The sequence below is a fragment of the Brevundimonas intermedia genome (genome assembly GCF_004614235.1).
In the GTDB taxonomy this organism is placed as follows: Bacteria; Pseudomonadota; Alphaproteobacteria; order Caulobacterales; family Caulobacteraceae; genus Brevundimonas; species Brevundimonas intermedia_A.
The window spans coordinates 527,454-540,312 of sequence record NZ_SPVH01000006.1 but is presented as its reverse complement, the minus strand read 5'-3'; the positions used below and the strand labels follow the sequence as shown (position 1 = coordinate 540,312).

Below are 12,859 nucleotides of genomic sequence, written 5' to 3'. Positions count from 1 at the left end.
CAGTCCGAGGGTCAGGAGACTAAAGGCCGCCGGCCTGCCTCAATCGATCATCGCAGTATATGCGCGCACATCGATGACCGGTACGGTACCGATAGCTTGAAGCTGAGCCATCAGCTCGAACAGAAAACGTGTGGCGGCTTTGTCGGCCTCGTGAACCTCAAAATCGCCATCCGGTAAACGTTTGAACCATCCTGCATCGGCGACACACCCGATATCCAACGCGCCATGATCCACCACCCTATCTAGATGGTCAGAAAAGGTCTTTCCAAGCGCCGGTCTCCAGCTCGAACTCAGGGTAAGCAAGCCGCTGAGAATGTGGTGGAGTGGCTTTACCGGCGAAGGCCCATTGATGGTCTGCGTGCCCAGACTCGTGCGCTTTAACGCGCGCACAGAAGCGGCCTTCTCCTTCGCATATCGTATGTGTTCGGCGGTGGTTTCTTGCTTCGCCTCGAAGACGGCATAGATGCTCTCGGCAGGCACAACGTCCGTACCCTTGAAGGTAAAGACGAAGGGCGAATATTGGCGATCATGAATGATTACGTCGATCTGCGTACTGAAAGTTCCTGTACTGTCTACGACAAACCCTTTTCGGGCCTCGTATCGTTTCGGAAGATAGGCGTTCAGGACATCAATCCAGACCTGTTCACTTGCGTCCCCCTTGTCAGTTGGGTGGCCAAGTTTCCGGGCCGATTCCAATTCTCCTTGCATTTTCTTGTGAAAGTCGGCGAAAATTTCCTGAATCGACCAACTGCTCATTGAAACACCGTTGTCCATTGGCTCGCCAGAGCGTTTCGAGCTGCCGCAGATAGATTCGATTTACCGCCGGCGGTGACGGTATCAGAAACGATGTTGTTGGTGTTCGCCGGGTCGGCGAACCGCCAGACCGCAATCTTGTCGCGGATAGCTTCCAGGATCGTAACGATGTTCTGCTGAAGGTTGCCGATACGCGCGCCTTTCAATGCCTCAATGACAAACAGTTCGAGGTAGAACGACGGAAAATCGAGCCCATACCGATTGCGCCAGATTTTGATCAGACGGATTTCATCCAGGCGGCCTGAGCCAGAGACAACGCGACAATGCTCGGCGATGTTTGTTTGAAGCCAACTACCGGTCTTGGTACTCCAAAGACTATGGTAGTTGCCGAACTGATCCTGCCTTCGACCGGGAGTAAGATCGACCTTCCAATGTCCAACAGTCAAACCAACCGAAACATTCTGTCGGCGGGCGACGTATCCACCGACCGTCACGGCAGCATTCAGCGTCTCATATATCTCTTTCAACGGCGTCTGGAGGGACGAACTTAACGAGATAAAGAGGTCGACATCTGTGCCGCCTCGCACCGCTGTGCCTTTGGCGAAAGAACCGCTGGTTTTGACATCAACGAGGGAAGCTCCGCTCCAGCGCACGATAAGTGGTAAGAGGGTGGCTTGAACACCCCTCACGGCTGAGTTGGGGCCGGTATCAATGCTGTGGCGCGCAAGGACCGTGCGAAGGTGCTGGTCTGGAGGCAACTTGAGGATCCGCTTCAAGGGCGAGCTAATCTTAGCCGTATCTCCAAGAAATATAGTGACGTTCTACGGAAGCGCTACCGAGAAACTACGCTTTCCAACAGCGCGATTTCATCGGAGGTCAGGTTGAAAAGACCGTAGACGATGTTGTCGATCTGAGCTTCAGCCTGGGTAATTTCAGCAGACAGACGGGCGATCTCGCCACGGTCGCGATTGATCCAGTCTTCCCAAGCGGAACGGTCGGCTAACGGAATGTCGGCTTTGAACGCCTTCTTCACCTCCGCTCTGAAGGCGGAGAAGTCGGGCAGGGTCCACCATTCCTGGAGCCGGGATGTGAGCTTGGCGTCTCTCCCCGCCGGGCAAAGGTCTGAAATTCTGCGCGTGAGGGCGATTTGTAGGCTGAGTCGGGCGTCAGCGGTTGCTGTCGCTTTCTCCCCCAGTCTCGCTAGCTCCGACTGAGATGTGGTCGTCCACATAGGAATTGGCATAGTCTCGACATATTGCGATCGAAGCTCTCGTGAGCCTCCGATAACTTGGGGTGCCATTGAGATCAGGAGAAACCAGTACACAGAAGATTGTAGAAGAGATAAAAGCGACGCGTCTCCGCTGGCGCTCATGAATATCTTATTGTTGAAATAGGTATCCGAACTAGCGAAGCTGAAATATCTCCGATTGAATTCGGCGTATATAATCTTCCGGCTTTCAAAATTAGAGACGTACGCGTCTTGCGCCTGCTGGAGCTCAAACCACGCTTGCTTAGTAGCGCGCTTCTCCAGCTCCTCCTTGAAGGGCCAAAGCCATTCGCGAATGGCAGGATAATCATTAATGTCGATCCGCCCCTTTGGGATGTAGATGAGCCAAAGGCCACGAGGTTCTGCCCTCCATCGCTTCAGATCTTTGCCTTCTAGGAAGGGTTTTAGTAGATCAGCAGAATTGGGGTCCTTAGCGCAGAGGCGTTCTTTAATTTCGTTGGGGATGACAAACGCGCGATTTAGACCCGTCTTGATGCCGTATAGGGGAGCGCCATAAACCTCCTTCAGGGTCTTTCGGCCCCCTCGGATTTTGTCTCTCAAAGATCTGAGTGTTGTGTTTTCCAACTCCCACGGACCAGAACTCAAGGCCGCCTGCGGATATGCTCCGGCCGCCTTTTCCCAAGCGGCCTGGAAGTTGGTCTCGGGAACAGCTTCTAACTGCCAAAACTTCAGCTCGTGACCACTAGGGGCGGCCCCACGACGTGCCGTCAAAATGATCGGCAAAGTCGCGACTCCATCAAATATCTGCAGATCGCCGAAGTCTACGATCGATTCAATAGTCGATTTCTTAGACAAGTAATCTCGTAATGGCCGCCCAGATCCATTTCGGAGAAACGTCGATGACGATATGTAGCCTAAGCGCCCCCCAGGCTTGAGGAGCCGGAGGCCGCGCTCGTAGAAATAGCAATAGAGATCAGCCCGATCCGAAACCACCTCATATCTCTTTTCAAGATAGGGCTTTAATGTCTTCAGAAGCTCCATGCGGACATAGGGGGGATTTCCCAGGACCACGTCGAAGCCGCCCTCGGCAAATACGCTTGGGAATGCGGTTTCCCACCTGAAGGCGTGATCAAGATACGCAAAGTTGCTGTCCTCGATTAGGCTGTCGCCCACCCGCAGACTGGCGTCCAAGCTATCTAAGACCTTCCCGCGTCGGGCGGTTTTGATCCAGAGTGACAGCTTGGCGATCTCGACGCTTTCGACATTCACATCGACACCGAACAGGTTGTTCGTCAGGATATCGCTGTCCGGCACATACTCTAACAGATCGCCGTAGTGTTCTGCCTTGGGCAGAAGATCTTTGATCTTGTCGTTGACGCGAGTCAGCTCGGCTTTCAGGAAGTCGAAGGCCATGATGAGGAACACACCCGAACCACAGGCGGGATCTACGATGCGCAGCGACTTCAGCCGCTCGCGGTAGGCTTGCCATGCCTCCAATTCCGCCGACTTCCGACGCCACGGTATGGTGGCATAATCAGACAGATCAGCCCCCGCTTTGGCGTAGGCGCGCACAATGGTGGCGAAGGCTTCTTCGAGGTGCCGCCCAAGCGTCTCGGCCACAATGAACCGAGCGATATAGTCGGGGGTGTAGACCACACCGTCACGCTTGCGCCGGCCGGTGGTGCCGGTGGCCCGAACTTCCTCGGCTTCCTCGCCCCGAGCTTGCGCCTGGAGGCGTTCAACGTCCGCAATAGATTGTTCAAAGATGTGGCCGAGGACGGTGACCGAGACCTCGGAGGCGAAATCATATTCGCCGAGCGCCTTGAACCCTTCGCAGACCTCGTCGGGCAGGGCCAAGGCGTCGATTGTGTCGTCCTGCCGAAAGAGCCCGCCATTATAACGGGGGATTTTCAGGGCATCGCTGCCTTTGTCGATGGCGTTGAACAAGCCTCGAAAGTTATCCCAGACCGGGCGAGGATTGTACGGGTCCCGATCGACGAACGCCTGAGACAGTGTGTTGTACGGTAGGAGGCCGGTGTCTTCGGCGAACGCGATGAACAGGACGCGATCCAAGATTTTCTGCGCGACGGCTATCGAGTCTAGAGCAGCGATCGCCGGGTCTGCCGCCTGGACAGCACCAATGAGCTTCAGACGTAGAGACTTGTAGTCCCGGTAGAGGCTGTCGGTGATATCCCGGTCTTCCTCCCGACTTTGTTTCAAAAGGTCCAGGGTGCCGCCCGAGAGCAGTCTGCCCGCCGACAAAAGCAACATGAGCCGGGCGTACTCTTCTGGTTCTGTCAGCCGGTCGAGATGGAAAACCTCATAGGCGATGGTACCTTCGCCGAAGCCATAGAGACGTAGCTCGACCATGTTCGAGACAATGACCCACTTCACCCCCCTCGCGTTCATGGCGTACTCCCACGCCTGTTGAACTGGGGTTTTGTTTCTCCCCGGCATAATCGCATCAAGGTCGCGGGTATCGGCCCCCTTCAGTTCGAATGGTGCAAGGATTTCGGGGATCTTTTCTCCGAAATGTCCCAAAGCCAGATCGACACTGCCTCGCAGGATCGATTGCTCAGCCGCCAATGTGTAGGCAGCCCCGCTCGCCGGCCCCTTATAGCCAAGGACTCCTTTGACGATCTCTGACGTAAAGTCTTCGCGGAGCGCCGTTTCTTTGTGGGTGTAGACGCGGCCAGTGCGAATTAACTCGGCCCAGCCTTCAAGTACCGACAAGTGCGACGCCGGAATCGGTGCCGGCTTGATGACGCGCTTTAGGGTCTTCCGATTGAAGAGATTCAACTCTCACCTGTTTCCCTGATGTGACCTGGAAGGGGATAGCCGACCTATGGCGGGCTCCGCCACGAGGAATCGTCGGCGACCTTCATGGAAGCCCTGCACGGTCTAGTTGACGCGTGGAATCGACAAACTCTTGGAGCAGCTTCGCCGGACCACATCCGAGCGCCTCGGCGACCTGACAGAACTCAATCACGTCTAGACGCCGCTCGCCTCGCTCCACCTTCGACACGAAGCTCTGCGGCTTTCCCAGTCGGTCTGCTAGCTCGACCTGAGTGACCCCAGCCGCGTTCCGCGTCGAAGCGAGGAAGCTGATCAACTCCTGGTGCCGCTGCGTGAAAATCGATGACGGCAACGCGCGCCCCTGATCGGTGAGACGCTTTCGCTAAAACCTAAATCGGGATATCCCAGATTCGGTTATTCGGTCTGGGGAGACCGCTGCCGCATCGTGCGGAGCGAACACAAGCAACAACACAGCCTGATACCGCGCCGAGCGCAAAACTCGGCATCTTATATGATGTGCAAATAACTGCGCGTCTCAACACACAATGAGATCGTATCAGATGAATAGTAATACCGCCCGCATCGGGCTGGCAGCGGTGGCTGCATTCTACGTGATTGTCACAAGCTTGTTTCTGCAAGCCTACATACCACTCCAACGGTTCTACGCCAGCGTCGAGGCAACGTCTCTTTCCATTGACCCGAATTCTAGAGATCAAAGGCTGCAAGACACCCTGAGCTATCCAGAAAACGAGAGGAAGGTCAGCCGTTACGGCTCCATCCTTCTTTGGGGCACGGTCGGGATTGCGACCTTCGGCGGCGTCTACGTGGCAACCCGCCAGAGGAAGCGCGTGGACAGGGCTCAATCGGCAAAAGGCATCACCAAATGAAGCGCCTCGTCTATGCCGCCCTCGCCGCTGCCGCGCTCGCCATCGGTGGCTGCGCTTCTGCACCAGCACGGACGCCCGGCACCTATGTCAGCCAGAGCGAACCCGTCTATCTGATCACCGAAGCTCAGGCCGATCAGATCCTGGTGGACGCCATGAACGTCGAGTTCGGTACCAGCCCGATCGTGCGCGTTGAGCATCCGAACAAGGGGTATCAGGCCACGATCAAGTTCCTGTTCGACAGCCACCAGATCGTCGGCACGATGGTTCCCTCCAGGGGCCGGAAGGCTGACGGCACCGTGCAGGACGGCTTCTATTTCACCGTCTCTCACAGCGGCACCATGCCCCTGTCTGGGATCACCCGTTCAAAGCGCTTGAAGGACCGGCTCAACCAGGCGGCAGGCGCTCTTTCGCCGAGCGTCCCTTCAGCACGGTAAGTGGTGCCTTACCGGGTCGCTGGCAGGGGCAGGACACCAACGTCCCTTCCCTCAGTCAGCAGCCTGAAAACCCGATGCGCGTCATCGACTTCAAGGCCGTTCACTAGGACGACCTGACGCCTTCCAAAACCCCAACCATCACCGACCCCCGTGGCCCTCAGCTGCGGGGGTTTTTTCATGCCCCGAAAGGACATCCAGACCATGCTCTCCCTGAACGACCGTGACGCCGTTACGGCGGCGCTCACAGACCCTAGCCTCGACCCTGCCCTGCGCGCCCTGATCGGACTTCGTGTCTGGCAGGTGGACACCGACCGTCGCCGCCCCCTTGGCGAAATCCTCCAGATCGTCGTCGTGCAGCCGAGTGATCCACCTGAGACCATACATGATGCCTTAGGCTTCCCCATCTGCTGGGACCAGGCCGACCAACCCGGTTGGGAGTGGTTCAACGACCACGGTTCGTGGTTCGAGTTGGCCTACGTCCTAACCGACGACTTCGGGATGCTGGTCTTCGTGGCCGACCACCCCGAAACCAACGACACCCTCCGCTTCAACTGCCTGGGTGTTGCCGACCGTTCTCCGACCTCCCACGCCGACTGAGCCTCAATCACCCATCCGACCCGCGCCCTCCGACACCCTGTCGCGAGGGCTTTTTTGTGCCTGAAGGACGCCATCCCCTTGCTCTCCATGAACACCATCGCCGACGTCGCCGGCGTCATCAGCGATCCCGACTTAGAAGAAGACCTGCGCACCCTGATCGCTCACCGTGGATGGCAGGCCTACGCGGATCATCCGTCACACGTAAGCGAGGACACCCGGATCCTCGTCGTCCAGGGCGGCGACACCGCCTACGTGATTAACACCGCCGCTGGCTTTCCGATCACTGGCGACGATGCGGAGGAGCCCAAGTACGACACCCTGGAAGATCACGGCCTATGGTTTGAGATCGTCTACCGGGGCCGGTGTGGGCGGGACACCGTGATCTTGGTCGAGAACGGCCCAGGCACCGAACTTGGCATCCACTATCTCTGCCTCGCCCACTTCTGGACCGAGGTGGGCGGCCGATGATGGACCGGTTTCTCCTGCTGGTCATCCTATGCGTGGGGTTGGCCGTTCTCAGGGCAGTCGCGATCGTCCTGATCGCATCGGTAGTCTTGGGGCTAGTCGTCAGCTTCATCACCCGGCCTAAACAGACGCTGGTGTTCCTGGGCACCCTCACCCTGTCCGCCCTGACGGTGGCTCAGCCGATCGCCTGTATCGTCGCCATGACGACCTTCGGGATTGCGGTGGTGCTAGCGCGACGAAGGCGGAACAGGTCATCGGAAAGGTATCTAAACGCGCCGCACTGAGATCATGCTGATTGGTGGGAGGCCGGGCCAGCGAGGTTTGGCTCTCCTATCAAGCTTCTTCCTAGACGATGTCGGACGGAGGTGCCCCGGCGGTTTCAACCGAGGGATTAGCATCAAGCTCATTCAACGGAGGGATACGTGCTTCGCGAAGAATCTTCAGCACTTTCACAGCATCCGGCAGGAAATCCTTACCGTCGGCTGTCAAATGCACCGGCCACACATTGTCACTGATTAGTGGGCGGATGCACCCTCGGCCCAGCCACTTTTCAAGTTTTCCGATGTGTTTCGTTACGGTCGCCTGATCGACGCCCATCTGGGCGGCTGCCACTACCCTTGATTTGGCCTCCACAGATTTGACGAAGGCCTCCAGCCAAACGACGCGAAGACCACCGAACTCGGTCCGATCCTCACGCTTTTTCACCGTCACACTCGTTTCCTCACTCACAAAAGCACCCTCCTCCCAACCTAAACAAAATTTAATTTTACCCACTATTTTGGCAAGGTCCTGGTGGAAGTGTCTTCCGCTAGGAAACACATCTCGCTCCCGTAAAACCACCAATTTGCCCCCATTTACAGGCCGAAATTGGCTGGTCAGAACACGCTCATTGATCACAAAGACAAGGAGATCGAGCGATGGTTCTACCCCCTAAACCACCCCCTGAAGAGCCGGATAAAGAGCCACCCAAGCCCCCGGCAGAGAGACTCAATCCACTCGTTCAGCACAGCCTGAGAGGGGACGCCGCCAAGCTTCATGCGCGGGCTGTTGACACCATACCCCTGCTCGGCGGCATCATGTTCTTGGGGCAGGCGACAATCATCTATGCGCCCCCCAACGCTGGTAAGACGCTTCTGGTGACGCGGTTCATCAAAGACGCAATCGAGGAAGGGCGGCTCGACCCGAACAAGCTTTTTTACATCAACGCTGACGACAGCGGGAAAGGCCTAGCCGTAAAGGTCGAGATACTGGAGCTTCTGAACGCCCACATGCTGGCTCCCGGCCTGAAAGGCTTCAAGGCCAGTCAGTTCGTGGACAAGCTGATTGAGGCTACCCAGGACGGTACGGCTCGAGGCTCTGTCGTAATCATCGACACCCTCAAGAAGTTCACCAATCTCATGGACAAGGCCCGTTCGAGCAACTTCGCCAATGTCTGCCGGGAGTATGTGATGGCGGGCGGCACCATCATAGCGCTGGGCCATACAGCGAAGAACCGGAACGCCGACGGATCCCTGCGTTACCAGGGCACGACGGATATCCTGGAAGACTTCGATGCCGCTTACGTTGCTGAGCCGATGACAGGCAGCGCAGGGGCATCTGAACGGGTCGTCCGCTTTACCCAACAGAAGAGCAGGGCGGACAGCCCGCAAGAGGTCGCTTATGCCTACTCAACCGAACAAGGCCTAACCTACGTCGAGAAGGTAGCTTCAGTACGCCCAGTCTATTCGGAAGAGTTGGAGGGACACACCCTCGAAGCCGGGCAGCTCGACGACGATCAGGTGATTGCGGCGATCCGTAGTTTCCTTGCCCAGGGCCATGGTCACGTCGGTCAGGACCGGCTGGTCAAGGCGATGGCAGTCAATGGCGACATCTCCCGTGCCCAGGCTCACCGAGTCCTGGACAAGTACACCGGCAGCGATCCCGAAAGACATCATTGGAATTACGACAAGGGCGCTCGAGGCAAGCGAAGCTATTACCTGCTGACAGATCGCCCGGCTGAGGGAACCACCACCCCAACGCCCTAATTCCCCAAAACCCCATCACCCCGGCCGGGGCTGCCGGGTGAAGATCTGGAGAACTGGGGATTTGGGGCGGTACTCGCACCAGAGTTTCCGTCTCCGACTGCAAGCGGGGGACAGCCCCCTCAACACCAACTCAAACTCAATCATTCATGCGGGCGGCCTCACCGGCAAGCGCTCCCCCATGACCTGCCATCAGGAATATTTTCCCATGAAACAACGACATCTGAACCACCGATGCGACACCAATCTGGATGACGAAACCACCCTGGTCATCACAATCCTAAGTCTGATCGACGGTGGCTTTTCGGAGGGCCAAAATGCCCTTGCCGAGACTGCCGCCAGACAGTGCGGTTTGCCGGTCCAGTGTGCCCTATCCGTGCTCAGGCGCTACACGGGTGCAGATTGCCGGGACCACTATTGGAAGGCCCGCTCAGCCAACCGAGGCCGTCTTTCCTATGAACTGCTAAGGCCTAATCGCAGCGCCGCAGAGGCCTGAGCCTTGTCGGCGTCCTTCGCCTGACCACCACCTGATCGGCGTCGCCTCTATGGCAAAACCGATTACCCCTGCGGCCCGCTGAGGCCAGCTCCGGGCTTCCAATGGCCCGACCATCTCCGCCCTCGACGTGCTGCCCAGGCGGCCGACTCTGGGGGCCTCGCGGGCCTGCCCCGCCTCCAGTCCACCCCACCCCACCCCATCCGTCGCGCCCCGGCGCGGCTCCTCGGCGCTCGCCCGCTGACATCCTCAACCATGCAAGGAGACCAACCATGCCCAAAGCCCACCTGACTCAGGCCTTCGTCACCAATGCCGGCTGCGAGGTCGGCAAGAAGAAGACTGACTGGTACTGCACCACCGTTACTGGCTTCGTGCTGGAGTGCCGCTCCACCGGGGGCAAGACCTACTATCTGCGCTACGCCGATCAGTCCGGCCGCCAGAAGCAATTTAAGATCGGCGGCTATAACGACATCACGTTTGCTGCAGCCCGAAAGAATGCCCAGCAGCGCCGCTCAGAAGTGGTGATGGGCGGCGATCCCGGCGCGCAGAAGGCTCTGGTCAAGTCCATCCCGCTCTACGGCGAACTGGCGGCCATGCACCTGGAGTCCGTTAAGGATCAGAAGTCCTACTCCAGCATCGAGATGTGCATGCGCGTCCATATCGTCCCGAAGTGGGGGAAGACGCGCTTGACCGACATGAACAGCCGGGCCGTGGCCCAGTGGCTGACCGAGAAGCGGGCAAAGGGGTTGTCGCCGGCGTCGGTGGAAAAGCTGAGGGTGCTGCTCGGTCGATCCTTTGTTCTGGGCTCCAGTTGGGATGTGCCGGGCAGCGACAGGAACCCGACGCGTGGCATCCCCCGTAAGCCTCTGAACAATGGGCGTGAACGCTTCCTGTCGGCCGAGGAGGCAGCCCGGCTGAGGGAGGCTGTGGCGGCGTCGCAAAATTCTCAGTTGCAGCACATCGTCGGCCTTCTGCTCCTCACCGGGGCACGGCTACGCGAGTTGCTGGACGCCAAATGGGAGAACGTGGATGTCAAACGTCGGTCCTGGCTGATCCCGACCAGCAAGACCGGTAAGCCACGTCACGTCCCGCTTTCCACACCAGCATTGGCGATCATCGAGACGCTGCCTCGCTTCAAGGACTGCCCTTGGCTGGTGCCCAATCCAGAGACCCGCCTTCCCTTCGTGTCCATCAAGCACGGCTGGCAACGGGCGATCAGGGAGGCGCGGCTGCCGGGTCTTCGCCTTCATGACCTGCGCCACTCGGCAGCGTCGTTCATGGTCAACAGCGGTGTGGATCTGTTCGCTGTCGGCAAGGTGCTGGGTCACGCAAGTTACCAGTCCACCCAGCGGTATTCGCACCTCGCCAACGACACGCTGCTGAAGGCCGTCGAAGCCGGCGCAGCCAAACAGGCTGCAGCCTAGCTTATATTCGCCTCGTGCGCTGGCTTCGGCTGGCGCGCGGGGCTCCCCTTTTTATTTTTTGAAAGCGATGTGCAGCTTGGAGACAAAGGAACCGCTACTTCTCCCCGCCGCACCTCTCTCAAGGCTGCCATAAGGTGACTGTGTATTTCGGCGGTCAGCGTGAGGTCGAGCCAAGCACGTGCTTGTCTGTAGAGTGCCGCCTTGGCATCAGGATCAAGCTCAGCGTTTGCCCGCTTCCGCGCCTTGGTCGCTTCCGCTCGGTATCTGTCAACTGTCCTCATGATTTCATCCTCAATACATTCTTCGTGGGCAGGCAATGTCTGCGCTGAATCCCACGGCAAGTATCTAGTTGCCGCCCTGGGGGGCACCCCGTGACCTAAGCAAATTGCCAAGATTCTGTCCGTTCAACCGACACGTTGCGATGACCCGGTCGTGCGAAATGACCCTACCCCCACGCCCCCCCGTGGCGACGCAGCTGACCTGACGTCCGCGCGCCAGCCGTGTCAGAATTTCATGACCTCGCCGACCGTCACGCTCCCGAAGTTCCGGCGCATCAAAGTCCGCCAAGCGGACTTCAATCCATTCATTGGCGTCAGCGGTCCGACCTACACACAGACTGTCGCCGTCTCCGACATACCGGACAGTTCCGGCGAACACCTCGCCAGGTCGTGTCGGAAGCCGTCCCTCGCATGGATCTGCGCGAACTGCTGATACCGCCAGCAAAGAGAGACCTACAGTAGCAAACATGATCCGGAGCATCAGCCGAACCTGACAGTGGTTGGTTTAGGAATTGTGTGCTTCGCCAGAAGCCGATGCACGCGGTGCGAGTGCTTAGGGAAAAACTTTCCCAGCCTGCAATGACCCGGCTTGCGACGGCGTAAGCATCTCGGCCGCAGGACGGCTCAACCTCAGCCAATCCAGCCCTGCCGGTGGTGGCAGCACGACAATCTGCCGATCATGATATGGCGACACGTCAGGTCCGGGCTCCGTCGTCAGCATGGCCCAAGCGCCTTCCTTCACGATCCCGGCGATCCAGAACCACGCCTCCCCTTTCATCGAAAACGACCACTTGGTCTTTCGCTTCTGCCCAGGCTCGGCATCCGTGAACTCGTAGAACGCGGACGCCGGGATCAGGCACCGACTGCTGTTGCCGAACTCTCGTCCATCGCTTCGGAAGTTGAACACCGGACGCCCTTGCGGTGATCGCCAAGACCAACGCATCGACGCCAGCAGAGGGCCTTCGTCCCACGTCACGATCGAGGCCGCGTCACCGATCTTGATGTCATCGTTCGGCTCCAGATTTGGGATGCCGCCACCGTCGAAACGCAGCGGGAAACCCGTCTCGCTGAAGGCGTCAGCGATCTGCGACGCGGGGACGTGCGAGGCGTAGTTGTTGCACACCGTGGGCCTCCTATTCGAAAGCCTCGATCATGGATGTGACGGCCTCGCGCTGTTTGTCATTCAGGCTGGACCACGCCCTGATCAAGCGGGCGCTTCCGGGGTGGTCGCCACGGTTCTCTCCGACGAGTTCGGCTACATCACACTTCAATGCCCTGGCAGCGAGCACCAGCTTCGGAGCGGCGATCCGGTTCTTGCCCGTCTCGTATTTCTGCACCTGCTGGAAGGTGACGCCGATCGCCTCGCCCAACCGGCGCTGTGTCATTCCGATCGCTTCGCGACGGCCGGTAATGGCCTTACCGATAGCGGCGTCTATCTGTTTTTCGTGTTCGCTCATGAGGCGGACTAACCGCGTAATACCGG

At 58.4% G+C, this 12,859-nt stretch carries 14 protein-coding genes; 7 read left to right on the top strand and 7 right to left on the bottom strand.

What is annotated here, in order from left to right; all coding sequences use genetic code 11:
- Positions 1-39: 39 nt before the first annotated feature.
- The 4 genes from EGY25_RS08935 to EGY25_RS08920 form a co-directional block, all read right to left on the bottom strand.
- Entirely contained in the window at positions 40-756 is a 717-nt protein-coding gene (locus tag EGY25_RS08935; RefSeq protein WP_135195579.1) for a DUF6602 domain-containing protein, read from the bottom strand.
- Positions 753-1,529, bottom strand: coding sequence for a nucleotidyltransferase (locus EGY25_RS08930; RefSeq protein ID WP_135194649.1), 777 nt, complete (start codon positions 1,527-1,529; stop codon positions 753-755). The genes EGY25_RS08935 and EGY25_RS08930 overlap by 4 nt, the downstream gene beginning before the upstream one ends.
- 56 nt (positions 1,530-1,585) lie before the next feature.
- A complete protein-coding gene (locus EGY25_RS08925) occupies positions 1,586-4,780 on the bottom strand; it encodes an Eco57I restriction-modification methylase domain-containing protein (RefSeq protein WP_135194648.1) in 3,195 nt (1,064 codons plus the stop codon).
- Positions 4,781-4,862: 82 nt separating this feature from the next.
- Positions 4,863-5,093, bottom strand: coding sequence for a helix-turn-helix domain-containing protein (locus EGY25_RS08920; protein WP_245159474.1), 231 nt, complete (start codon positions 5,091-5,093; stop codon positions 4,863-4,865).
- Between the two features lie 244 nt (positions 5,094-5,337).
- Between EGY25_RS08920 and EGY25_RS08915 the strand changes: the two genes are divergently transcribed.
- The 5 genes from EGY25_RS08915 to EGY25_RS08895 all read left to right on the top strand — a co-directional run bounded on the left by EGY25_RS08915 (position 5,338) and on the right by EGY25_RS08895 (position 7,444).
- Positions 5,338-5,664 carry a hypothetical protein gene (locus EGY25_RS08915; protein ID WP_135194646.1) on the top strand — a complete coding sequence of 109 codons (327 nt, stop codon included), beginning with the start codon at positions 5,338-5,340 and terminating at the stop codon, positions 5,662-5,664.
- Positions 5,661-6,098: a hypothetical protein gene (locus EGY25_RS08910; RefSeq protein WP_135194645.1), complete on the top strand. Its 438-nt coding sequence runs from the start codon at positions 5,661-5,663 to the stop codon at positions 6,096-6,098. The genes EGY25_RS08915 and EGY25_RS08910 overlap by 4 nt, the downstream gene beginning before the upstream one ends.
- A gap of 201 nt (positions 6,099-6,299) precedes the next feature.
- Positions 6,300-6,695 (top strand): hypothetical protein, encoded by a 396-nt coding sequence (locus EGY25_RS08905; RefSeq protein WP_135194644.1) that lies wholly within the window; start codon positions 6,300-6,302, stop codon positions 6,693-6,695.
- An 87-nt stretch (positions 6,696-6,782) separates the two neighbouring features.
- Positions 6,783-7,163 carry a hypothetical protein gene (locus EGY25_RS08900; RefSeq protein ID WP_135194643.1) on the top strand — a complete coding sequence of 127 codons (381 nt, stop codon included), beginning with the start codon at positions 6,783-6,785 and terminating at the stop codon, positions 7,161-7,163.
- Positions 7,160-7,444: a hypothetical protein gene (locus EGY25_RS08895; protein ID WP_135194642.1), complete on the top strand. Its 285-nt coding sequence runs from the start codon at positions 7,160-7,162 to the stop codon at positions 7,442-7,444. Before EGY25_RS08900 ends, EGY25_RS08895 begins: the two co-directional genes overlap by 4 nt.
- 61 nt (positions 7,445-7,505) lie before the next feature.
- On the opposite strand, the gene EGY25_RS08890 is transcribed toward EGY25_RS08895, so the two are convergent.
- The gene (locus EGY25_RS08890; RefSeq protein WP_167762522.1) at positions 7,506-7,871 is read right to left on the bottom strand and encodes a LysR family transcriptional regulator; all 366 of its coding nucleotides are present in this window, start codon (positions 7,869-7,871) and stop codon (positions 7,506-7,508) included.
- A 206-nt stretch (positions 7,872-8,077) separates the two neighbouring features.
- Between EGY25_RS08890 and EGY25_RS08885 the strand changes: the two genes are divergently transcribed.
- Positions 8,078-9,184, top strand: a complete 1,107-nt coding sequence (locus EGY25_RS08885; RefSeq protein WP_135194640.1) for an AAA family ATPase — start codon at positions 8,078-8,080, stop codon at positions 9,182-9,184.
- Between the two features lie 762 nt (positions 9,185-9,946).
- Complete coding sequence (locus tag EGY25_RS08880; RefSeq protein WP_167762521.1) at positions 9,947-11,098, top strand: site-specific integrase; 1,152 nt, start codon at positions 9,947-9,949, stop codon at positions 11,096-11,098.
- 831 nt (positions 11,099-11,929) lie between these two features.
- Here EGY25_RS08880 and EGY25_RS08870 read toward each other — a convergent pair.
- Both EGY25_RS08870 and EGY25_RS08865 read right to left on the bottom strand, forming a co-directional pair.
- The gene (locus tag EGY25_RS08870; protein WP_135194638.1) at positions 11,930-12,499 is read right to left on the bottom strand and encodes an SOS response-associated peptidase family protein; all 570 of its coding nucleotides are present in this window, start codon (positions 12,497-12,499) and stop codon (positions 11,930-11,932) included.
- A gap of 10 nt (positions 12,500-12,509) precedes the next feature.
- Positions 12,510-12,833 (bottom strand): helix-turn-helix domain-containing protein, encoded by a 324-nt coding sequence (locus EGY25_RS08865; RefSeq protein WP_135194637.1) that lies wholly within the window; start codon positions 12,831-12,833, stop codon positions 12,510-12,512.
- Between the last annotated feature and the right edge of the window lie 26 nt (positions 12,834-12,859).

Coding starts and splice junctions, on each gene's coding strand:
- EGY25_RS08935 (WP_135195579.1), bottom strand. CDS start 756: ATGAGCAGTTGGTCGATTCAGGAAATTTTCGCCGACTTTCACAAGAAA.
- EGY25_RS08915 (WP_135194646.1), top strand. CDS start 5,338: ATGAATAGTAATACCGCCCGCATCGGGCTGGCAGCGGTGGCTGCATTC.
- EGY25_RS08910 (WP_135194645.1), top strand. CDS start 5,661: ATGAAGCGCCTCGTCTATGCCGCCCTCGCCGCTGCCGCGCTCGCCATC.
- EGY25_RS08905 (WP_135194644.1), top strand. CDS start 6,300: ATGCTCTCCCTGAACGACCGTGACGCCGTTACGGCGGCGCTCACAGAC.
- EGY25_RS08900 (WP_135194643.1), top strand. CDS start 6,783: ATGAACACCATCGCCGACGTCGCCGGCGTCATCAGCGATCCCGACTTA.
- EGY25_RS08895 (WP_135194642.1), top strand. CDS start 7,160: ATGATGGACCGGTTTCTCCTGCTGGTCATCCTATGCGTGGGGTTGGCC.
- EGY25_RS08885 (WP_135194640.1), top strand. CDS start 8,078: ATGGTTCTACCCCCTAAACCACCCCCTGAAGAGCCGGATAAAGAGCCA.
- EGY25_RS08880 (WP_167762521.1), top strand. CDS start 9,947: ATGCCCAAAGCCCACCTGACTCAGGCCTTCGTCACCAATGCCGGCTGC.
- EGY25_RS08865 (WP_135194637.1), bottom strand. CDS start 12,833: ATGAGCGAACACGAAAAACAGATAGACGCCGCTATCGGTAAGGCCATT.